Origin of the sequence: Mesorhizobium sp. AA22 (genome assembly GCF_001672375.2) — a bacterium.
Lineage (GTDB): Bacteria > Pseudomonadota > Alphaproteobacteria > Rhizobiales > Rhizobiaceae > Mesorhizobium > Mesorhizobium wenxiniae.
Window position 1 is genome coordinate 4,994,376 of sequence record NZ_CP048406.1, and the last position, 21,705, is coordinate 5,016,080.

At 60.2% G+C, this 21,705-nt stretch carries 21 protein-coding genes; 4 read left to right on the forward strand and 17 right to left on the reverse strand.

Features of this window, described 5'->3' with window-relative positions; translation table 11 throughout:
* The first annotated feature begins 20 nt into the window (after nt 1-20).
* Nucleotides 21-155, forward strand: a complete 135-nt coding sequence (locus tag A9K68_RS24020) for a DUF982 domain-containing protein (RefSeq protein ID WP_246811426.1) — start codon at nt 21-23, stop codon at nt 153-155.
* 43 nt (nt 156-198) lie between these two features.
* Here A9K68_RS24020 and A9K68_RS24025 read toward each other — a convergent pair whose 3' ends face one another.
* The 16 genes from A9K68_RS24025 to A9K68_RS24100 all read right to left on the reverse strand — a co-directional run bounded on the left by A9K68_RS24025 (nt 199) and on the right by A9K68_RS24100 (nt 17,154).
* A complete protein-coding gene (locus A9K68_RS24025) occupies nt 199-2,730 on the reverse strand; it encodes an NAD-dependent epimerase/dehydratase family protein (RefSeq protein ID WP_156768214.1) in 2,532 nt (843 codons plus the stop codon).
* Between the two features lie 781 nt (nt 2,731-3,511).
* Entirely contained in the window at nt 3,512-4,822 is a 1,311-nt protein-coding gene (locus A9K68_RS24030) for an HlyD family type I secretion periplasmic adaptor subunit (protein WP_065006895.1), read from the reverse strand.
* Nucleotides 4,822-6,564 (reverse strand): type I secretion system permease/ATPase, encoded by a 1,743-nt coding sequence (locus A9K68_RS24035; protein ID WP_065006896.1) that lies wholly within the window; start codon nt 6,562-6,564, stop codon nt 4,822-4,824. Before A9K68_RS24035 ends, A9K68_RS24030 begins: the two co-directional genes overlap by 1 nt.
* Nucleotides 6,565-6,669: 105 nt before the next feature.
* On the reverse strand, nt 6,670-8,061 hold the full coding sequence (locus A9K68_RS24040) for a family 16 glycosylhydrolase (protein WP_065006897.1): 1,392 nt from the start codon (nt 8,059-8,061) through the stop codon (nt 6,670-6,672).
* A 152-nt stretch (nt 8,062-8,213) separates the two neighbouring features.
* Nucleotides 8,214-9,041: a DUF1445 domain-containing protein gene (locus A9K68_RS24045; protein WP_065006903.1), complete on the reverse strand. Its 828-nt coding sequence runs from the start codon at nt 9,039-9,041 to the stop codon at nt 8,214-8,216.
* 172 nt (nt 9,042-9,213) lie between these two features.
* Entirely contained in the window at nt 9,214-9,939 is a 726-nt protein-coding gene (gene sctT / locus A9K68_RS24050; protein ID WP_246811221.1) for a type III secretion system export apparatus subunit SctT, read from the reverse strand.
* Between the two features lie 99 nt (nt 9,940-10,038).
* Nucleotides 10,039-10,308 (reverse strand): flagellar biosynthetic protein FliQ, encoded by a 270-nt coding sequence (locus A9K68_RS24055; RefSeq protein ID WP_065006905.1) that lies wholly within the window; start codon nt 10,306-10,308, stop codon nt 10,039-10,041.
* An 18-nt stretch (nt 10,309-10,326) separates the two neighbouring features.
* Nucleotides 10,327-10,980 carry a type III secretion system export apparatus subunit SctR gene (gene sctR, locus A9K68_RS24060; RefSeq protein WP_065006906.1) on the reverse strand — a complete coding sequence of 218 codons (654 nt, stop codon included), beginning with the start codon at nt 10,978-10,980 and terminating at the stop codon, nt 10,327-10,329.
* Nucleotides 10,973-12,067, reverse strand: coding sequence for a type III secretion system cytoplasmic ring protein SctQ (gene sctQ / locus A9K68_RS24065; protein WP_082982210.1), 1,095 nt, complete (start codon nt 12,065-12,067; stop codon nt 10,973-10,975). Before sctQ ends, sctR begins: the two co-directional genes overlap by 8 nt.
* 31 nt (nt 12,068-12,098) lie before the next feature.
* Nucleotides 12,099-12,587, reverse strand: a complete 489-nt coding sequence (locus A9K68_RS24070) for a YscO family type III secretion system apparatus protein (RefSeq protein ID WP_156768215.1) — start codon at nt 12,585-12,587, stop codon at nt 12,099-12,101.
* A complete protein-coding gene (locus A9K68_RS24075) occupies nt 12,574-13,932 on the reverse strand; it encodes a FliI/YscN family ATPase (protein WP_065006909.1) in 1,359 nt (452 codons plus the stop codon). Before A9K68_RS24075 ends, A9K68_RS24070 begins: the two co-directional genes overlap by 14 nt.
* Complete coding sequence (gene sctL / locus A9K68_RS24080) at nt 13,929-14,549, reverse strand: type III secretion system stator protein SctL (RefSeq protein ID WP_065006910.1); 621 nt, start codon at nt 14,547-14,549, stop codon at nt 13,929-13,931. Before sctL ends, A9K68_RS24075 begins: the two co-directional genes overlap by 4 nt.
* 5 nt (nt 14,550-14,554) lie before the next feature.
* The gene (locus A9K68_RS24085; RefSeq protein ID WP_082982211.1) at nt 14,555-15,229 is read right to left on the reverse strand and encodes a SctK family type III secretion system sorting platform protein; all 675 of its coding nucleotides are present in this window, start codon (nt 15,227-15,229) and stop codon (nt 14,555-14,557) included.
* Complete coding sequence (sctJ, locus tag A9K68_RS24090) at nt 15,175-16,014, reverse strand: type III secretion inner membrane ring lipoprotein SctJ (protein WP_246811222.1); 840 nt, start codon at nt 16,012-16,014, stop codon at nt 15,175-15,177. Before sctJ ends, A9K68_RS24085 begins: the two co-directional genes overlap by 55 nt.
* 10 nt (nt 16,015-16,024) lie before the next feature.
* Nucleotides 16,025-16,657 carry a hypothetical protein gene (locus A9K68_RS24095; protein ID WP_065006912.1) on the reverse strand — a complete coding sequence of 211 codons (633 nt, stop codon included), beginning with the start codon at nt 16,655-16,657 and terminating at the stop codon, nt 16,025-16,027.
* 20 nt (nt 16,658-16,677) lie between these two features.
* A complete protein-coding gene (locus tag A9K68_RS24100) occupies nt 16,678-17,154 on the reverse strand; it encodes a type III secretion protein (protein ID WP_246811223.1) in 477 nt (158 codons plus the stop codon).
* 397 nt (nt 17,155-17,551) lie between these two features.
* Between A9K68_RS24100 and A9K68_RS24105 the strand changes: the two genes are divergently transcribed.
* The 3 genes from A9K68_RS24105 (at nt 17,552) to A9K68_RS32335 (ending at nt 19,291) form a co-directional block, all read left to right on the forward strand.
* Complete coding sequence (locus tag A9K68_RS24105; protein WP_246811224.1) at nt 17,552-18,274, forward strand: L,D-transpeptidase; 723 nt, start codon at nt 17,552-17,554, stop codon at nt 18,272-18,274.
* A gap of 91 nt (nt 18,275-18,365) precedes the next feature.
* On the forward strand, nt 18,366-18,902 hold the full coding sequence (locus tag A9K68_RS32330) for a LysR family transcriptional regulator (protein ID WP_281409484.1): 537 nt from the start codon (nt 18,366-18,368) through the stop codon (nt 18,900-18,902).
* On the forward strand, nt 18,902-19,291 hold the full coding sequence (locus A9K68_RS32335; RefSeq protein ID WP_281409485.1) for a LysR substrate-binding domain-containing protein: 390 nt from the start codon (nt 18,902-18,904) through the stop codon (nt 19,289-19,291). The genes A9K68_RS32330 and A9K68_RS32335 overlap by 1 nt, the downstream gene beginning before the upstream one ends.
* On the opposite strand, the gene A9K68_RS24115 is transcribed toward A9K68_RS32335, so the two are convergent.
* Nucleotides 19,264-21,705 carry an SH3 domain-containing protein gene (locus A9K68_RS24115; protein ID WP_065006913.1) on the reverse strand — a complete coding sequence of 814 codons (2,442 nt, stop codon included), beginning with the start codon at nt 21,703-21,705 and terminating at the stop codon, nt 19,264-19,266. The genes A9K68_RS32335 and A9K68_RS24115 overlap by 28 nt on opposite strands.

A 21,705-nucleotide genomic window follows, 5' to 3' on the forward strand; every position in this document is an offset into this window, starting at 1 on the left:
TCGAAGCCTGCCTTGCTGTTATCCGCGGCGAAAAGCCGCCAAGGGTCGCGCGCCAAGCATTCATCGTCGCGGCCAAGGATGCGAGGATCCTGCTCGGCAAATCTAGCCGGCCGGTCAGGCCGAGCCTCGTTCAGGGAACTCGATCTCTTCCTTGACCTGCCCTTGCAGATCGTCACGCGCGCGCTCGCTATGAGTTACTCAGACAATCGCCCGATCCCAACCGCCATAATGTTGGTTGCTGCGCGTGCCGCGCGGCAGGCTGAGCACGATCAGCGCCAGACCGATCGCAACGTTCGCCACGATCGCGGTGGTCCCACCGCCGGAAAGCACGAAGGGTGACACCGCGATCCATGCACCAAGCACTACATTGAAGAAGCGCACCGGCCGGACAACTTCGGCCATGGCTGTGACTGCGACCATGACAATGAGACAGCCGACTACGTGATCGCTGAAGTAGAGTGGTGGTTCTGTGCCAAAGATCAATGGCGTCGTCATCAACAAGGCGCCAAGTAGCGTGCTGGCGACCAGCGTCCATGGGAAATTAACGCCGCCGGTGACGAATTCCTTCAGCAACTCGGACACAGGGCGGTCGAGGTCGGTGTCAGGTGTCTGGTTCTCCGACAGCGCCGGTCCGCCCATCCAGAAGGTACGCCAGAACGGCTCGCCCGCCCTCGTGGCGCCCCAGAGATATTGGATGGTCGCCAGCACCTCATCGACCGAGTAAGGGATCAGCACCACCGTGACGGCGGCCTGGAGGATGCAGAGTGTGCACAGCGCGCCAATCAGCGGTGGCTGGATGATGATGAAGGACACACTGACCACGCCGAGCGGAACGATCAGCAAACCGAAGAGGAGCACCACCCACGGCATGGTGCGCCAGCGCCGGCGATCGCCGATCGCGCCGGCGAGGATGTCGAGGCCATAGGCAAAAGCGCCGAGCCCGGCATCGGCGATTGGAAAACCCTTCGAGACCCATGACGTCACCACCGCCTCGCTGCCGTTGCGTACCGGCGCGCCGCGGGGGCCGAAGAAGGGATCCCACAGCCCATCTATGTGGCCCATCTGGTAGGCGGCGAGATAGCGTGAAACGAATAGGCCGACAAAGGCCAGCGCCACGATGGGGATCCGCTGCGTGAAGGTGGATGGCGAATAGGTCCAGCCCAGCGGGCGGTCGTCGTCGGCCGCCAGCGCACGGCGACTGACGCCGGGGGTCGGCGGGATCATTACAGCAAAGGCGACGATCAGCATGCCGAGGAGCGTGTCGATGGCATAGGCCGCGGCGCTGGTCGTCCAGAACAGCAACGGCGCAAGCATCACCCAAAGACCGAGCGACGCCGCGACCCACTGCACCCAGCGCCAGCGCCGGAACATCCCCATCAACGCAAAGACCGTCACGAGCAGGCCCGAAACGATCTCGCTGACACCGAGACCGGCGTTGCGGAATTGTGGCTCCGCAATAGCGTGCCCCAGAGCGGGGGGTATTGCGGCTGCGACGGGGTCGAACAGGCCAACTGTCATCGGCGATGTGGCCAGCCACAGTCCGAGCGCAGCGTTGGTTATCGGCACCCAGAGCGTCCTCGACCGATGCCGCTTTATCGCCGCTTCGACGTCTTCCTTGCTTCGTTCGAGCGGTCCCTTAAGTCGCCTTTCGGCCTGCTCGATCTCAGGATCCGAAGCCGCGACAACGGGGGGATCAAGTTTGTTGGCCGCGTACCAGTCTGTGGGGTCCTGGTTCAGCCGGCGGATCATCTCCGGCAATGTGTCCAACAGGCTGTGTCTAGGCGCCCAGCCCAGCAGAGTTTTGGCTCGCGAGATGTCGATCTCGTAATGATCGTCCGAATTCTCGATCATCCACGGTTTGATGTCGGTGTCCTGATCGAGTACCTCCGTCTGCACCCACGCGCCCAGCTTCGTCAGCTGCTTCGGCAACACTAAGGTGCGCCAGTCCTCGCCATGAATGAGCCGGCCGATGCGCTTCTGCATCTCCTCGTATGACGGTGTGTCTTCTTCGCCGATCAGAAGCACGGTCTCGGCCGGAAGTTCGGCGCGCCGGTCGACGGTACGCACCACCGCATCGACGACATCGTCCTTGTGCAGATAGGGCTGACCGGCGGTGATATCGCCGGCGAACAAATAGGCGGTCGGCAAGCGCTCGAAAATGCGAGCGATCTGCTGGGCAATAAAGGCCGCCCGGCAGTCTTCGTCATAGACGCCGGCGAGCCGCAGGATCACCGTCTTGATTTCGCCGCGCTGCCTCGAAATCAGCGCCTCGGTTTCGGCTTTCGATTTTGGGTAGGCCCAGGCCGGGTCGAGCGGCGAGTCCTCGTTGATTTTCGTGCCCCTCCCCGGGCTTGGGGCATGGACGAGAAGCGTGCTGGAAAACACGAACTGCTCGGTCTCGATCGCCGTTAGCGCATTCAGGAGCCGGCGCGTGCCCTGCACGGTGACGGCGTCATATTTCGGATTGTCCTTGCCGGTCGTGTCGTAATAGGCGGCGAGGTGGATGACCGAGGCGATGCGACCGCCGCTGGGCTCGCGTGCCGCCTCCACAGCCCTACTCACGCTCTCATCGGAGGTGAGATCGATCCCGATCGTCTCCATGCCGGCGGGGGGATGCTTCGGTTTTGCAACATCGAGGCCGATAACCCGGTACCGGTCAATCAAACCTCGCGCAATCGCCTGCCCCAGGAAACCGCTGCTGCCGGTGATAAGAACCGTCGGAAGGGTCATGCCGTGATTTGCCATAAGTCAGGCCCGTTCGCGTTGGAAGAGTGGCCCGATGGCGCGATGCGCTTTGGCCTTCCTCGGCTCGCTCGGCACCTTCGAAGTGGGTTGATCCTGACCTCCTCAAGCTCTGTCGTGGCGGTACCGTTACACCCCAAAGGAGGATCGCCTGAACGACAAGGAACTGCGCCTCGCGCCCACTCAGTGCGTTAAACACTGGCATGCCGGAATTGTTTCCGAGTCAGGCCAGAAAAATATGGCTCCCTCCGCGCAACGCTCTCCGCGGCCGAGGCTCAAGGCGTGACTGGCATCAATTGAATTGTCGCCAAGCCTATGCAGCGTTCGATTGGCCACTCCGCAGCGAAGCGAACTTGGTGCAGCGTCGCACTCGCCGGGCTCGCGATTTTCAGCTAGCGCCTCTTATGGGCGGCTAGTCTGTGTCGTTCCATTCCGCCTTGCGTGCCCGCGCTTCCTCGACGATCAGCTTGAACTCCCGCATCATCGCACTCTCAATGGCGAACGCACTGCTTGGCAGGACGCCGGGGTCTTCCTGATTATTCTGAAATTGAAAACGGGCCTCCAGTTCGGCCCATATTCGCTCGGAAGTCGCGTCGAGGGCGGCAAGTAGCGCGACGATCAGCGCCAGAGTCTCTCGCTGGGCGTTCAGCCGCCCTCGATCTCTTCATTCGTCAACTCGGACATGTGGGATCGCTTCCAATTTCCGGCGAAACGGCAAAATCGCGTCCTAGTTCCGGAATTCAGCTCGTGGGGTCGTCGAGAGACGCAGCTATTCTTCCCTGAATGCCCGTTGGATTTGGTCCGCCAAAGGTTTCACGAGATAGGAAAGCATGGTGCGGTTGCCGGTCGAAAAGAATACCTCGACAGGCATGCCTGGCGCCAAGGTCAGGCCCTTGAGCCTGGTAAGCTCTGTGCGCGGCAAAACAACATGCACGGTATAAAAGCCGGCGCCTGTTTTCTCATCGAGATTGAGGTCGGCGGAAATCTTGCTGACGGCACCACTCAGTTCCGGCGTTGTTTGCTGATTGAATGCCGACAGCCGCAGGGTCGCGCTTTGCCCTGGCGTCAATTGATCGATGTCTTGCGGAGCCACGCGCGCCTCGACGGTCAGGTCGTCTGTCACCGGGACAATCAGCATGATGAGCTCTCCCGAAGAAATAACGCCACCGACCGTGTGCACGCCGAGCTGATGAACGACGCCGTTCTGCGGACTGCGTATATCGATTCGCTTGAGCTGATCTTCGGCCGAGACCTTGCGCTCGACGAATTCAGAGATCTTTGCCTGGACGTCGCGCAGCTCGCTCGCCACCTCGCTGCGCAAATCCTGGTCGACCTGAATGATCTGCAACCGGGTTTCCGCGATACGACCCTTCGCCTGCGCAATCGATGCAGTCAGTTGCCCGTGCTCACCTTTAAGCCGCACGGCATCGCGTTCAAGCGCAGTTATGCGATCGATTGAAACCAGCTTGCGTTGCCAAAGTGCGCGCATGCCTTCGAGCTCAAACCCGATCAACTTGATTTCCTGGCTCTTGGCATCTCTTTGCTCGGTCAAGCCGGAAACTTCTTCGGCGAGCTGCGCAATGCGCTCTTCCAACTGAGCCTTCTGACCGGCGCGTGCCTGTCGGCGAAATTCGAACAGAGATTGCTCTCCGGCCATCGCCCGACCAACCACGGGAGCATCCTGCCGTGACACAAGCGAAGCTGGAAAGATGATGCTTCCTTTGCCGTCGCGCTCGGTCTCAAGGCGAGCCAGGCGCGCCTCGAATTCGTCCAAGCTCTTAGTGACGATCGCCAAATTGGCCCGAGTGATCGTCTCATCGAGGCGGATCAAAACCTTGCCTGATTGCACGGCATCGCCTTCCCGGACGAAGATTTGGCCGACCACTCCACCGGTTGGATGCTGTATTTTCTTGACACTGGAATCGACGACCAGCTTTCCCGAAGCGATAACGGCTCCGGAAAGCTCGGTGACGGCGGCCAAACTCCCCGCCCCGCCAACCAGCAGGATGCAGGTTGCGACACCGCCAAGCAGATAGCGTCGAATGGTGCGATCCACCGCGAAGATCGTGCGTTGCGCCATCAGGATGCCGTCTCTTCAAGTCCGGAAACGACCTTCAAGGGCACGCCTGCTGGGCGAGTTATCTTGTTCAAGATCTCATTCTTCGGGCCAAAGGCCTGGATACGGCCGTTCGCCATCACAAGAACCTGATCCAGGCTCGCCAGCGCGCTCGGCCGGTGCGCGACCACGATGGCAACGCCGCCTCGCGCGCGGACCCTTTGAATTGCTTCTGTCAACGCGGCCTCGCCTTCCGCATCGAGGTTGGAGTTAGGCTCGTCGAGAATAACAAGAAACGGGTCGCCGTAGAGAGCCCGTGCAAGCGCCACCCGCTGTCTCTGGCCCGCCGAAAGCGCCGATCCGGCCTCGCCGATCCGCGTCTCGTAGCCTTCCGGCAGGTGGATGACGAGATCATGAACGCCGGCCGCGCGCGCAGCCGCCAGTATCTTGTCCGAGGGCGCTTGCGGTTCGAAGCGCGCGATATTCTCGGCAATGGTGCCATCGAACAGTTGCACATCCTGCGGCAGATAGCCGACATGGTTGCCCAGCTCTTCCGGCGACCACTGGTCGAGCGTTGCGCCATCCAGCCTGACGGTTCCGCGAACTGGGAGCCATATGCCGGCAATAGCGCGCACGAGTGATGACTTGCCAGAAGCGCTCGGCCCGACAATGCCGAGGCCGACGCCCTTTTCCAATGCAAAGGTGGCGTCTTGCACGACCATACGACGCTCCCCCGGCGGCGTCACACTGATGCTTTCGACCGAAAGAGCAGATACCGGCGCAGGCAGCGAGACACTTATCGCAGTTTCGGGAAGCAGGACCAAAAGCTGGGTCAACCGCGCCCAGGCCTGACGGGCGGTGACGAAACCCCTCCAGTGGGCGATAGCCAGTTCGACCGGTGCGAGCGCCCGGCTCATCATGATCGAACTGGCGATCATGATGCCGCCGGTCGCTTCCTGATGGATGACGAGATAAGCGCCGATCGCCAGGATGCCCGATTGCAGCATCATGCGCAGGATCTTCGAGATCGTTCCGAGCGTCCCAGCAAGGTCGCTGGCCGTTGCATTGGTGTCAAGATAGTCAGCATTGATCCCTGACCAGCGCTCGGCGATGCGTGATCCAAACCCCATGGCCTGCAGAACCTCGACATTGCGACGTGTCGCTTCGGCAAGTGTATTGCGCGCCGCCGCTTGACTGTTTGCCTTTCTGGCGGGCTCTCTCGTGCGAATTTCGGCGAGCAATGTCAGGCTGAAGAGAATGACCACGCCGGCCAGTGCCGTCATGCCGATCCAGAAATGGAACAGGAAGCAGATTGCGAGATAGAGCGGCATCCAGGGCAGGTCGAAAAGCGCGGTCGGACCGGCGCTCGACATAAACGAACGCACCTGATCAAGATCGCGCAAGGATTGAAGGCCGTCGCCGGCGAGCTTGGTGCGCAACGGCAAACGCATGAGGGCGGCGTAGACCTGTCGGCTCAAGCGCGCGTCCAGCGCCATCCCGATGCGCACCAGCAAACGCGACCGGATGAGCTCAAGAGCGCCCTGAAAGACGAAAAGCGTGCCGGCAAACACGGCGAGCCCGATGAGCGTCGGCACGCTGCGACCGGGTATGACGCGATCATAGACCTGCAGCATGAAGAACGAGCCGGTCAGCGCCAGAACATTGACGACGCCGCTCATCAACGCAATTCCGGCCATGGCTCGCCGGAAGGAAGCCAGAACCGCTGCGAGGGTCGTTCGCGGCTCGGATGGATCGGGATGCGACATCGCCTTCACATCAGTCACGGTTCAGTCTCAGGCGGCAATGACCACGCCCGAAATCAGGCCTGATGACGAACGTGTCCGTGCCGAGCCCCCCGTCAGGTGTTACGCCTAGATAAGCCAATCGTTCAACGCATAGGCGTGGATGTAGTCGATCTGCATTTCTGCAGGCGTGGCAAGCCCGTCGGCAGGCGTTCCCGCGATGCCGCCAACCGCCAGATCGACCAGCATATACATTGGCTCGTGCATGTCGGCAGGCGTTGCGGCACGAGCAACTTCGACGTCGTCGAAATACCAGACGAGTTCGTCTTCTGTCCACAGCACCCCGTATGTGTGGAACCCTGCGGTATCCGCGACATAGGCGGTAGAGGACACTTTCGTATGAGTCCCCGTTGCGTTCGAGTGGCCTGTCAAAATGAGCTTGTTCGGATCCTGCCCGACCATCTCGACGACGTCCAGTTCCGGCGGCCAGGAACCGTCCGCCGGGAGAAGCCAGAAGGCCGGCCATACCCCTTGTTTTTCGGGCATGTCGGCCCGAATTTCGAAATAGCCGTAGGTCTGCGCGAACGATTCGTAGGTCGTCAGCAAACCTGACGTGTATTGGTAGTTGTTTATGTCCGGCCGGATCGCCTCAGGAGCCCGGGCGGCGGTAATCGTGAGAACACCGTCCTCAACGCTGAACGGATTGACGGAACTCGTCGGGGCGTAGTCGGTGTCGATGTACCATTGAAGCTCTTTGTTGCTCGTGAGCGAGCTGCCGTTTGCGGCCCCCCACCAGAAATTCGAGTCCCAGGTGCCGCTCGAACCATTCCACAGGTCCAGCGTGTCGAACTCGTCCGAAAATGTGAGTTCCAGAGCCGACCTGTCCACGGCCAGCTTGAACTGGCTTGCGGTAAACTCGCCGATGGTCTTGTTGGCGAAGACGAGAAACTCGCTGTCGGACAGATTGAGTCGGACGTTCGCTCCCGACTGCACCATGTTGGCGCGCACCTCCTCGAAGGAGGTGAAGCCGTAGCTCCCGACGCGAACGGTATCCGTCGCGCCAAAGTCCAGGATCAGATCACTGCCGTTGCCGGGGTTTACAACGAAAATATCCGCCCCCGATCCGCCCTTCAAAACGTCATCGCCCCGCAAGCCGTCGAGCGTCTGTTGGCCGGAGCCGCCGGTAATGATGTTGTTCAGCTCGTTTCCGAAAGCATATCGTTTGTCGCCCGTGACTGTCAGGTTCTCGAAATTGGCTGGGAGCTTATAGCTCATCCAAGTCGAGATGGTGTCGACACCCTCGCCGGACAGCTCGACCGCTTTGTTTTTCGAGTCATACAGATAATAGATGTCATCGCCCTTGCCGCCACGCATTGTGACGGTGACGTTGCCGTCGCCATACATCGAGTCGTTGTACGTGCTGCCATAAAGCGTTGGGCCGGAATTCGTCGCCGAATACCACTTTACGGAGGATCCGCTGTAGGGAAGTGGAACGCCCTTGGCGTTCAGTACCGTGGCCATCCCGGTCTTTTCTCCTTTGTCTCACCTCGATGCAGCCCTAACATTTATCGAGGGCAAAAGGAGCCAGTACGTTTTGGCTTTCGACTCAGGAGAGTTACCAAAAGCTTAACACGCCGTGGGACTATTTGCCGGCCCGGAACCCAGATGAACTGCTAATAGACCTTGAAAGCGCCCGCATCGGCTCGCGCATCCACATCGGTGATCAGCATGTGCCCCGGCGATACCGTGATCGAGGTCGCGAGTTCGGCACGAGTAAGTGCAACTTGTGCGGTTATGCTGCTGGCCCAGAATACAGGGACCTCCCCGTCCATGATTTTGACCGCTTCGCCCCAGTCTGGAACCATCAAGTCGGCTATTCCGATGACCGTGGGCTCTCCGACATGGATGGGAGAGCCGTGGGCATGCGGGAAGCGTGCGGTGACGGCTCGAACCCTGTCGACATCGCAATGGCTTATCGGACGCATCGAGACGACCATTTCGCCACCAAACGATCCGACGCGACAAGTCTTGATCCTGGTTCGGAACTTTGGTGAGGCTTTGCCGCAGCCGATGCGGCGGAGTTTCACGCCCTTTTCGGCAAGTGCGGCTTCGACGGTCAGCGAACTGCCGAGCGCAAAAGCGGCAAAATCATCTCGCCAAAGGTCGATGATGTCCGTTCTCTGACGGGTCAGTTCCCCGAAGTGATAGATGTTGTACTGGGGGGCGTCGGTGCGGATGTCAATGTCGCCCAGCGCCGGGATCAATGGACTGCCGGCGCGATTCACGCCGACCAATGGACAGGATTTGGGGTTGCGGATGCAAAACTGGTGGAAATCGCTGGCAAAGCTGCGGGGGACAATCACAACATTGGCCTGGAGCTTGCCGCGCGCCAGCCCCCCTGTATGCCCCTCATAGGCGCCCATTCTGACAAGCCTGCGCAGCCTATCCGCATCGACCAGTCGCAGGTCCTCGAAGATTGGTGAAGTGGTCAGGCGAGCCATGGCTTCCGAGGGGGTATGCGCGTTTCAGAGACAAGTCGGGAGGGCGTAAGATCGTTGGCGGCTCGGCTGCTTGTCAAATTGTCAGAATCTTTCCTCAACGATAAATTGTATTTATTGGCCGGCCAACGATTGCGTCATCTTACGACCAACGCTTGCGCAAACCTTCCCGTTCTCATTGACAGCTGCGGCAGCCGATCGCTTCTATCTGTCGGGCTGCCTCATGCAGGAAGCCAAGGTCCCGGTCCATGTAGAAGAGCAGGAAAGCAGAATAGAGTACAAAGACGAGGCTAAACACCAGCGTCTTCACGATCAGCGAAAGCGCAAAAACATTGAGGTGCGGTGAGGCGCGCGCCAAGAAGGCCAGCACAATGTCGGACAAGAGCATGCTGATGATGAGCGGGAACACGAGGGTCAATGCCATCATCAGAATGCGGTTCAGCAGATCGAGGAAGATTCCGGCCGCATCCTTGCTGAACACGGGCAGAAGTTGGTCGATCGGCCACAGGCCATAGCTGTCGTAGAGGTTGGTCAAAGAAAGTTCGAGGCCGCCGGCAGCCAGGTAGATCGTCACCATGATAACGGCGAGCAAGGTGCCGGGGGCACTCGTCTCATGGGTCATCATCGGATCGATTAGCGTCCCCATCGTGGAGCCGCGCTGTAGGTCCAGGATATCGCCGGCAGCCTCGGCCGCCCAGAACGGTATGCCCATCGCCAGCCCGAGCGTTACCCCGACCACGACCTCCTTGAGCATGTACACGACGATCATCGTCGTCTCGATGTCAGTGTTCGTCAGTTTGTTCACGATCATCGGGAAGACCGGAACCGCCAGCGCCAGAGCAACGCCGTTGCGCAAAAGGCCCGATAGCGGCACGCGCGAAAAGAGCGGCATCAGGAGCATGAACCCGGTCATGCGTGCGAGCGCGAAAGCTCCGGCCAAAAGATAGAACTGAAGCTCTTTGACCGACGCGAAGAATGGTTCAACCGGCATCTGCGTGCCTCAACGCGTGACGACGGGGAATTCGTCCAGCGCCGTTGAGGCCTGCTCCGCGATCTGCTGGCCAAGCAGCGGGCCGAAGACGATGATGACCAGCAGGATCACGACGAGCTTAATCGTCTGCGGCAGGGACTGGTCCTGAATTTGCGTCAGCGCCTGGGCAAGCCCGACAAGGATGCCGACGGCCATCGCCGCGATGATCGCCGGGCTCGACGCGAACAGCACTGTCAAAAGCGCGCTTTGGACCTTCGCCAGGATGAAGTCATTGCTCATGCAAACCTCCTAGCGGCGTCAGACGTAACTCAGGATGAGGCCGTGCATCAGCCGCGACCAGCCATCTATGGCGACGAAAAGGAACAGTTTCAGCGGGATCGAAATGAGGACCGGCGAGACCATGATCATGCCGAGCGTCATCAGGATGTTTGCAACAACGATGTCGATGATAAGGAAGGGAAGATAGAGCAGAAAGCCGATTTCAAACGCGCGCGTAAGCTCGGACGCGACAAAGGCAGGGACTAGTATCGAAAGATCGTCGTCTTTCAGATTTTGACGTGCCTGTTCCGGCCACAGGCGGTTCGTTCCGTCAAGAAAGAACTGCCGCTCTTCCGGCTGCGTGAATTTGATGAGGTGCTGCTGTAATGGTTCCCTGACCAGTTGCGCCGCCCTGGCGAGGTCGTCTGTAGTCTGGAACTGAACCTGCCCTTCCTGAAGCCGGCCCGTCATCTCGCTCAGCAATGGCGTCGTGACATAGACCGTGAGCACGAGCGCTATGCCGTAGAGGACCAAATTGGGCGGCATCTGCTGGACGCCGAGCGCATTGCGGATGAGGAACAGCACGACCGAGATTTTCAGGAATCCGGTCATGGTGACGACTGCCAGCGGCAGCAAACCGACGAAGCCGACGGCAATCAGAATCCCAAGCAGATTGGGCGAATTGTCAAGCATTGTCGAACATACGGGCGATCCGCACGCCCAGGCTCTCCCCAATCCGCACGATCTCGCCACGGCCTACGCGTTTGCCGTTGGCGATGATGTCGACCGTCTCCTTCGTCACATTGGCGAGCGGAACGATGGCGCCGGGCGCAAGCTGCCTTACCTCGCCGAGAGGCATTGCCGTGCGGCCGAGCTCGAAGGCAAGCGCAACCGGCAACTCGTCCAGAGTTGACTCTTCCAATTTCTGGTCGGCGTGCGGCGGTGTGTTCTGATTCATGGTCCACTCCCATTTCGATCCAGCGATTGCAGTCGGGGCGGCAAGCAGTTGCGGCCCACTGGCAGTCAGGATGGCCGGGGCATAAAGCCGCTCGGCAATGACGAATGCCGCCTCTTCCTCTTCGTCATCGAAAAGCACCACATCGTCAGGCTGCAGACTTTGAAGCTCGCCAAGGCTGATTGTAAGCGCATTGCGCCAAAGGCAGACCGGCAACGGGAATTCGGCAGGAATTGATGGGCTCGCTTTCACGATCTCGTCGAGAAAGGCCCCGGCCCGCACGGCCAGACCAACGCCATCGGTGTGCAAGGCGCAATCTATGGTTTCGTCCTTGCTGCTCAGGACGAACGCGAACGCGCTTTTACCCAAAACGGTGTCTCTTGGTTCGATCGAGGTGATAGCGATCCTCTCGCCCAGCCTGCTCTCGATCCATTCGAGATCTTCTTCGAATACGGACTCCATCAGCAGTGCGGCGTGAGCGGGTGCCAGTCGTTTCACGTCGACTAGCTCGTCAGCCTTGGCAAGCCCTTGTTCGACCACAGAAAGCGGCAGGCGCAATTTGCCCGCCGTGTCGCCAACCCTGAACGCAATCGTGCTCAGCGGCTGGTCCCCAGGGTTCGGTGCCGGCCAGGCGGCCGCGATAGCCATGGTTATCCCCGCGATCGTAATCTGTGCGGGAGCACGGCGGCGGTAGAAGGCGTTCAATGCCAGAACCTCCACAGCCGCAACAGATTCCAAAGTCAGCGGCTCGCCAACGCTCGAGCGTGTGCGTCTCACCGGTTCTACGCGAGCTTTCTTTTTTGCCGACGCCAAGGCCTGGGGCATCACACTTCCATATTCACGATCACGGATTGGACTATCGCTGTGTAGGTAAGCGCAGCGAACTGCCCTCGTCTTCCTCGGAAAGCTCGGCAAGTGCGAGGCGGTGACGCGCAGTGCGTTTGGTCAGATGCTCCAGCAGCCCGTCCAGTTTCGTCACGGCCTTCATGCTCGCGCGATGATCATTGCGGGCTGCCGATAACTCCGCTTTGCGTCGTTGCTCGGTGACGCCGGCCATCTTCTCGTTTTCCCGGAGCTGCTCGGTTTGCCTGGCGGCGATCTCGAACTGTCCCTGAAGCCTATAAAGGCTGGTGGCCTTCACCGGTTGTCCGACAAGCGAACCGAACGCTGCATCCTCGGCGTCGGCTGTGCGCTGCAGGTGTTCGCTGACCGTGGCGGCCGCTTTCTGAACCTCACCGGCGGCCCGCTGCGCAGCGGCGTATCTCCTTATGACCGCTTCGTTTGCGCGCTTTTCACCGCGGTGCCTGAGGTCGTGCAATCGTGCGATCATGTCACGATCTTTCATTGACGATCCCCCGCATGCGTTCGCGTGTCCTCTCGATGGTCTCGTGTGTAGCGGACGGCTGTCGCAGGAAGGTGTTGATGGTATCGATCTTCGCCACCGCCTCGTCCGCCACCGCATCACTGCCTTTCTCGTATTCACCGACGCGCAGCAGCAATTCGACGTCGGCGTAGCGGGCGAGCAGCTCCCGCAAGCGGCCGGCATCCGACCGGTGCTCAGACGGCACCACCGTGTCCATGAGGCGGCTGCGGCTGCGCAGCACGTCGATGGCCGGGAAATGATTGCGCTGCGCCAGTTCGTTGGACAGAAAGACGTGACCGTCGAGAAGCGCCTGGATTTCTTCGGCAACCGGATCCAGCGTGCCATCGCCCTCCAGAAGAACGCTGTAGAGGCTTGTAATGGAGCCGACGCGGCCAGGCCCTGAGCGCTCGAGTAATCGGGGCAGAACTGCAAAAAGCGAAGACGGAAAACCGCGACGCGTCGGTGGCTCGCCTGAAGCGAGGCCAATCTCGCGCTGCGCACGGGCAAACCGCGTTATGTTGTCCATTGCCAGCAACACATGCTTGCCCTGGTCGCGAAAATATTCGGCAATGCTGGTTGCCACATAGGCGGCCTTGACGCGCTCGATCGCCGGCCGGTCGGACGTCGCGACGACGATGATTGCCCGCGCCAGCCCTTCCGGCCCGAGCTGATGCTCGATGAATTCGCGCACCTCACGTCCGCGTTCGCCGACAAGAGCAACCACGGAAACATCTGCGTCCGTGCCGCTGACGATATCCGAAAGCAGGATCGACTTGCCGACACCAGGCTCGCCGAAGATGCCGACGCGCTGCCCCCGCGCGCAGGTGAGAAGCCCATCGAGGGCGCGGATCCCGAGCTGGATAGGCTCGGAAATCAAACTGCGCTCCAGCGGAGATGGCGGATAGGCATTGACCGGATAGCTGCCGGTAATGCCACCCGGCGAAAGCGGCTTGCCATCCAATGGCTCGCCGAACGCGTTGATCACCCGACCAAGCAGGCCGGGCCCGACGGAAACCGTTTGGGTCTTTCCGGTCGCAATAACCTCCGTGAGGCTTGAAAGGCCGGTGAGATCGCCAAGCGGAACAAGGATTGCCATGTCGTCCATGAGCCCGACGACTTCCGCCTTGGTCGCCGTGCCGGTCCTGGGATCGACGAGTTCGCATATCTCGGCGATCCGAACCTCCTCCACCGTCGCATGAATGACCGTGCTGGTCGCTCGCCGTACACGCCCTTTCCTGGGTCGGCTGGCATCGTCACGCAGACCGGAACGCAGGTTCGGAACAATCGATGCGAGGCGGCTCTCGATCTCGATGGCGGGACTTGTCATGTCGGCGCCTCGGCCTTTGATGAAATCGCAGCGGCAAAGGCACTGAGCTGTGCGTCGATGCTGGCGTCAATGACGGCAATATCGGTCAAGAGGATGCAGGCGCCCCTCGCGAGCGTATCATCCGCATCGATCTCGACCGTCATGCCCAAGTCACTCTCGCGCAGGACCGCGTTCAGTTCGTCGCGAACTTTGTTAACGGAAGCGGGATGAAGTCGGACCTTCAGATATTTGGCGCGGCGAATTTCAGCGACCGCCTGCCTGGCCGCCTTGGCGACAACCATGCTGACGTCGAATTCTCCCAGCACTCGCGTAACGACATCGAGGGCAAGATTGATGATTTCGGCTTCAACCCCACCAAGATAGCGATCTACCTTAACCGCGGTCTCGCTCACCAAACGCGCGGCATCGGCGCCGCCTTGCGCCTTACCGTCTTCGTAGCCCTGCGCATATTCGGCCGCATAGGCTCGCCGCGCGGCGTCACGCAACTGCTGCGCATCACGCCTGGCTTCGTCGAGAAAGGCGTGCCCATCTCGCCAGGCGCGTGCCTCGGCAGCGCGCAGGATCCGGCCTTTAGGGCGCCTCGGCACACCAGTGGTCGCTTTGCCCGGTTCGCCCATCTCGTCTAACTCATCGCCCGTCGAACAATCGCCGGACCAGCTTCCGAAAATGGTTTGGCCGTCGTCTGGTCAACAAGCTCATGCGGCATCAGCTTGAGGCGAACTCGCATGCTCGTGTCGCCGGGCATCGCCTGACACCAGGCGCCAAGGCAACGCAAGCCGTCGGCATAGACACGACGATGAATATCTTCCATCGGCTCCAACGGCTGCATTGGACCGGTCAGATCGCGGTTGGCGACAGCAAAAGCGCAGATTTCCGGGCCGAGTGCTGCCTGCAATGCGGCGGCTTGGCGTTTATTGATGGCGGCGGCCAGACTGCCGGCCCAGTAGATCGCGCCGGCACGAAGCGCAACTTCCTCCAACTCCTCACCCGACGACAAAGCGATCGCCCGATCCACCGCGTCGGGGGGCTCGTCGGAAATTGCGCAAGTGAGTCCATAATGGTCGAGCAGAAGCTGCGATAGTCGCTCATGCAGGCGTTGCGACCGCAACATGCGCTCGCAGGCAGCCTCGCCGATCGTGCCGTCAAAGCATTCCGCTAGCCGGGCAGCATCAGCATAGCCTGCGGGATTGGACATGAATGCCCGCCATTCCGGGCTGGCAGTCTGCTTCGAGCCGGCCTGGATCATGTCTTCTTCACAGGCATTGCCGAAGCGTCGAGCGCATAGACACCGGGCCATCTATACCATTGGACGTAGGCTAGCCGGGCAGCCAGCGCGAGTATGGCCGCCGTCATGCCGTAAAACAGCCACATCGCGGCGGCGACGCTGTCGGGATGCAGCCAGAGGCCGAGGAATGTTGTGAAACCTGCCTCGCCGATGCCTTGCTCAGGGACCGTCAGGGTCACCGGAATGAGCGTGAGGGATACGTTGTCATAGGTCAGCCCCGCGATACCCTTTGCCACCAACATCTTGACCTGCGGGATCAGCTCATTCATCGCGACGGACGCGCGATGCCGAATGAAGACGGAAGCTGACGATGGCACCAGTCGCTGTCTTAGGGGATCGTTTTCCGGCAATACGAGATGAACGCGAGCGGAAAGTACGCCGTCGATATCCGAGATCGTCTGCGAAAGCTCCTGGCTCAAGCCGTAGATCATCGTTGCCCGCTCTTCGACCGGCGAGGATACAAGCCCGTCTCTCTTGAACACGTCGCCGAGCGTCTGGAATTCCTGTTTGGGCAATCCGCTTTCGTCGAGAATCGCCATCGCTTCGGCGAAACGGTCCTTCTGTACGGAAACCGTCATTTTGCCGTCCTTGCCGGCCTCGCGTTGGGCCGGAATCCCGTGACGCATCAGCGTGGCCACGATCTCGTTGGCCTGCCGCTGGTTGAGGTCGGAATACAGCTCAACCGAGCACGCCTGGAGCACAAGCATGGCCGCCACAACGAGCGCGACGCGGCACCGGACGCCGCATCGATTCAATAGTGTTGACCGCCGCTGCAAGGATAGTGTTTGCACGAACACTCCGTAGCGCTCACTGTTGCTTGATAAGCGTGCTGGCGGACGACGTAACGGCCGTCACGCTGCTCGTGACCACCTCGAGATTGGCGGCTGCCCACATCACCGAAATGGATCGTTCGAGGAGTTGCTCAGCATTTTTTGCGGTGGCGTTTTCGCCTTCCTTGGCTGATGGGGCGGCCTTGCCGGCGCCGTCCTGCATGGCGGCCGTTTCAGCATTCGCTGGGGCATTTGCCTGGCCAAGGGCCTTCTGGACCTGCTGCATGGTTCCTTCCAGCGACTGAACCGCAGAACCGAACAATGCCGACGGATCCTCAAACGCCTCGCTCCCTGACTTTTCCACCTCGGCCAGATAGTCGAACAGCTTGTGTTCGGCGACCGGTTCGGTCCTTTCCAGTTTGGAGGATTGTCCGGCCATTGCAGGACTGGCTCCTGAAGATGCCTGCGCCACCTGCTGGCCTGCCCGTGTGGCGACATCACCGCGTTCAGGCATCGTAACCTTTGCGGCATCGTGCTTTTCCTGATTGGCACCCACCATTCGGTTACCCGGCTGCGCTGCCGGGCCGGCGGTGATCTGCTGCTGCGAAGCTATGCTGGTGGTCGAGTTTGCCAGTGTAGCTTCCAGGGCTCCAATCGGCGCGATTTGCATGAACCTGCCCTCCTGCTTCCTTAGTTCGGTTTGCCGGAGGGAACATTCTGCGCCTCCGCCTGCCTTCCGCGGAAAACGCGGACCGGAACAACTTTGCCATCATCCTGCTTCGTGCTCGGCGCCGCAGGAACTCCCAGCGTTTTCCTGACAAGTTCAACGTAGGACGGCGGCCCCGATACCGAGACAACATCGTCTTGCTTGGACACCTTTATAGGAAACTTCGGGTCGATGACCCCGAGCCGCGAAAGCCGATCTTCCGCACTGGCAGCCATATTGGCATCGAGCGGGATCATTTCCGTCCGGACTTCAGCTTCGGTCGCGACGTTCATGACGATACCGTCGAAATGCCAGACCAACCCATATCGATTGCAGATCTCTTGCAGAAACTCGCGGGCCGTTCCAACCGGCATGCCGGCGCTTAGACGCCCCTTGACGAGTTTGCTGATACGCATGGGCGTCCGCATGTTGCGGCCTAGCTCGACCAGCGCGTCGGCCACCGACTGATCGACGGTGATATAGCTGTACGGACCGGCAGGCCAGCGCGGTTCGGCGGCGTTGGCCTGCGACGAGGCAAGGCCGAACGCCAGGATCGTCGAAAGACCGCAAGCAAAGAAAGCAGCCCTGGCTCCCGAGCACCGATCCGCATGGCAGGTATCGCGTCCCGTCAAAATCGGTCCTATCGCAAAGGGACGCACGAGCGATGGCCCGCGTCGCTTGTTTCATGGTTGATCCGCCGATTCACTCTATCGTGCGCATCGCAGAATTGGAAGTCCAATTGGATTGCGCACGAGCATTTGGTGCCAAATGTTGCGAACCGTCAGCAAAGCGATATGGTGCGCGCTGGAATCAGGTGATCGCCGGCTGAACGCCTGGAGGCAGAAGGGATCGTTCTTGGTGGCGGCAATCATGATCCGGCTTGCGAACTTGCCTGTTCCCGTCAGCGTTGCGGGACGCAAAGTCCTGGTCAGCCCGCGCCTTATCCGGAGATTGTGCGCATCAGTTCTGATAGCTGCCACATCGATTGCCGCCATGGCGCCAGCCCAGGCCCAATCGAATAGCGATTATGACCCACGAAGCTGGACTTACGATCCGGCAAGAAATGTGCTGGTCTCCCCTGCCGCTCCCGACCAGACTTCGGATGGAGAAATCCGGCCCGAGTGGTCGGCAATCCCTAGGGAGATCGTGCATTTCAGCGAGGCTCAACCGAAGGGATCGATCGTGATCAACACCACGGAGCGGCGGCTTTACTACATCCTGGGGAACGGCAGGGCACTGCGATACACGGTGGGCGTTGGAAAAGAGGGATTGGAGTGGTCCGGCCGCGCCACGATTTCGAGCAAAAAGAACTGGCCAGATTGGCGGCCGCCGGCCGAAATGCGATCCAGAGAAGCATCAAAAGGCCGCTTCCTGCCCGCGCATGTCGAGGGGGGACCGAACAATCCATTGGGCGCGCGCGCATTGTATATCGGTAACACCCTTTATCGCGTCCACGGCACCAACCAGCCATGGACCGTCGGACGGGCCAACTCCTCCGGGTGCATTCGCATGACCAACGAGGATGTCATCGATCTTTATGACCGAGTGAAGATCGGTGCCCAGATCATTGTACGGCATTGATGGTTCGTCGCACCCTCCCCGAAAGCCCGCAAATGAGTGACCTGCCGTCGTGATACCTTTCAACATCAAGCAGCTCGAAACCTTTCTCCTGGTGGCCACCTTTGGAAGCTTTCGAAAGGCGGCGGAACGCCTGAACACCACGCAGCCGGCGGTGTCCACCCGAATTGCCGGTTTGGAGGAAGCGCTTGGTGCCAAGCTGTTCGAGCGGCAGAGCAGCACGGTCAGGCTGACCGCCGAGGGACAACGGCTGCTACCACCTGCCCAACGAGTTTTGCGCGTAGCGGAGCGGCTGCAACTGATGGCCAGCTCTCTTTCAGAGACTTCAGATACGACGAGGGTGTTGAGGCTTGGGGTTGCCGAAACGATCGTGCACACTTGGCTGCCGGATTTCCTCAAGGCGCTGAAAGCAAATTATCCGCTTGTCGAGACCGATATCGTCGTCGATGCAACGACGACCCTTCGCAACGAACTCATGTCGCACCGGCTCGATCTTGCGGTGCTGATGGGCCCTGTCTTGGAGTACAGCATCGAGAATATCGATATGCCGTCGTTTCCTCTTGTTTGGGTCTGCTCGCCGCAATTGGAATTGCCCAACCGACGCAAGGTGACGCTCAACGACCTGACCTGATGCAGTTTCCAATCATCAGCTACGCGCGCACCACGCGACCCTATAGCGAACTTTACCGCAAGCTCACCGGCGAATTCGAAGAAACGCCGCGCATCTTTCCGGCCAATTCGCTGGCCGCTTCCATCAAGATGACGCTCAACGGAATTGGAATAGCCTCCCTGCCTGAGGGAGTCGTCCAAGACTATATCGCAAGCGGTAAACTGCGCGTCGTCGAATGCGAATGGCACCCGTCCGACCTGCAGTTTACCGCCTCCTACTCCTCCGAACCATCCAATCCGATTGCGGAGCGGGCGGCAAAGCTGGCCGCCTGTGTTGCGCACGCATATGCTGCGAGAACCGATAAGCTTAGGCCCGCGGTTTCTCAGCCGACGAAAGTGGCCGGCAGGTAGATGCGGTCGCCTGAGAAGATCACATCCGGGCTCAGGATATGATCCATATTGAGCACCACCGTCTCCGCCACATCCGCAGAATGGGTCTTGGCGATCAGGCGAATGCTGTCGCCATTCTGGACTTCGACCCACTGGTAGCCGTCTTTCTCCAACGTTGGATTCGTGCGGCCCTCAGGATTGCTGCTGCCCTCGGGATGAGCCTCGACATGATCGCCGGAAACCCAGCCGCTATGGATGTCGCCGTCCGGCCCAAAACCTTCGACGGGTATCCAGCTCTCTCCTGACTGATCGGTCGAAGGCTTTGCGGTCTGCTCGACGAATGTCCCGGGTTGCAGAACCGTCGCTACAGTCGAATCCTCGTCAGGCTGGGCCCGCAAATTCAGACCGTCATCGGCGACCACGACAAGTTGCGGGAAATCCTCCGGCGGGGTTTGCGGCTCATCCGGGACATCCGAAGGATCATCGGGTTGCTGGGACGATGCATCGCCATCCGGTTTTTTCGGATCGGGTGGAGGAGTCGTCTTCGCGCCCTCCCAAGGCTCTGCGAGCAGGGCGTCCAGTGAGAAAAGAAGCATCCCAACGCCGAAGGTGATGCCCAGAGTCCACCGGTCCCATGCAGCCCATTTTTTGTCGGACTTTTCCGCCGCCGCGATATCAGCATCGGTTCGCGGTACTGAACGGCGATTCATCCGGTCCGTCCTTATAGCCGACGCCCAGAATTCCGCGCAGCCGAAGGTGAACATGGTGCCGGCGACTGTGGCGATCGGCGCCGGCCAGGAGTGCACCGTATAGAAGGCGCAGCCAAGCACATAGCCGGGTCCAGCCAGATATTCGGCCAGGTTTCGGATCACCGGTCTGGCGGTGAACGACTGCAGCATCGACTTCGTGCCATAGACGATGTTGCCGAGCGTGAACGTGCTGTTGACGACAAGATCCTTACCTTGGATCATCCCGGTCGCGGCACCTGGCGCTGCGGCAATGAATGTGGCTCCGCCGAGCGCGTTGAGGAAGCGCCCGAACGGCTTGTGACTTGCGGTTGCGTTGGGGAAGAGCGCCTGCGCACCGAAAACGACGCCTCGCACGCCAAATGCCACCGCTCCGGCGGTGGCGGTCCAGGTTGGCGGCAGCGAACTCCACAACATGATGGAGGTGGTCGACATGCCGCCAAAGGTGGCGAGTGCCTGAGTGTTTTCCCGCGTCCTGGCATGGCTGAGGGCCAGATCAACGCTGGTGGCCTGATCCGGCGTCATCGCCTTTTTATGGGTCGCCCGATAAGTGGTCAGCTGCAGCACGGAGAGGGCGTTCGTCTGATCCCCACTCATCCACTCGAACTGCTCAAGCGTGAACTTGCGGAACTGGCCGGGGCTCATTTCCCCGAACTGTTTTGGTGTCACCGCTTCGATCTGCGGCTGGGTCAGGGCTTCGGTGTGGTGGATCGTGAAGGCACCCCAATGATCGCGGTTCAGCACCGGAATCTGCTTCTCGCTCAGCCACGGCACCTGCTTGGGATCGAGCTTCGCCACGTCCACGGAATCGACCATGGTTTCGGGGATCGCCGGAACCTGTGGCTCGGTGAGGTTCTTCAGCAATCCGGCCTCGCCCAGATCCTTGAATTGCTGTGACGTGAACTTCGCAACCTGGCCGGGCTTGAACCATGGAACCTGGCGCGCTTCCAACTTCGACACATCAACGAGCTCGATCTTGTCTCCTTTTATCACCCGCAACTGTGGTTTCGTCAGGTGAGGCGTCAAACCGGCTTTGCCGACATCCCGGAACTGCTGGTCGGTCACATTCCGGAAATGGCCCTCGGTCAGCCAAGGAATCTGTTTCCCGTCGAGACCCGCGATGTTGACCTGACCTATCTTTGCCTTCGGGATGCCGCGCAGTTGGCTCTTGGTCAGATAGGGCAGCAAGCCGGCCTGATCCATGTCGCGGAACTGCTGTTCCGTCAGCTTGGCCACCTGCTCGCGCTTAAGCCAGGGAATCTGGGTCGGCTGGAAATCGCCCATGACGAGATCTGGCACCTGGTCAAGCGGGGTCGCTCTGACGCCATCTCGGGTGAGCGGTCCGTTGTTCGGAGCGGATTGGCCCTTGTTTGCTGGTGCGGGACGGCGAGTTTCAGCCGGGAGATGGGAACCCGTGGACGCGTAGTGGTCGTATCGCTCATCAGCGTACCGGCCATAAAACTCCCCGTACGTTCCGTCCGCAGCGCTCGGCTGCTTGTCCGTGAATAGCGTCGCCATTTCCTCAACGGCTTGCGATCGACCAATCTCGCCAGCCTTGAACCGGGCGAATATATCGGCCTGGGCCGAATTCCACTCGGCGCCGAGGATAGCAGCAGACTTGCCGCTGTTAACCGCAAGCTCGTCGGCAGCAGCATATTGAACAAATGTAGCTTCGCCCTCGACGTTCAA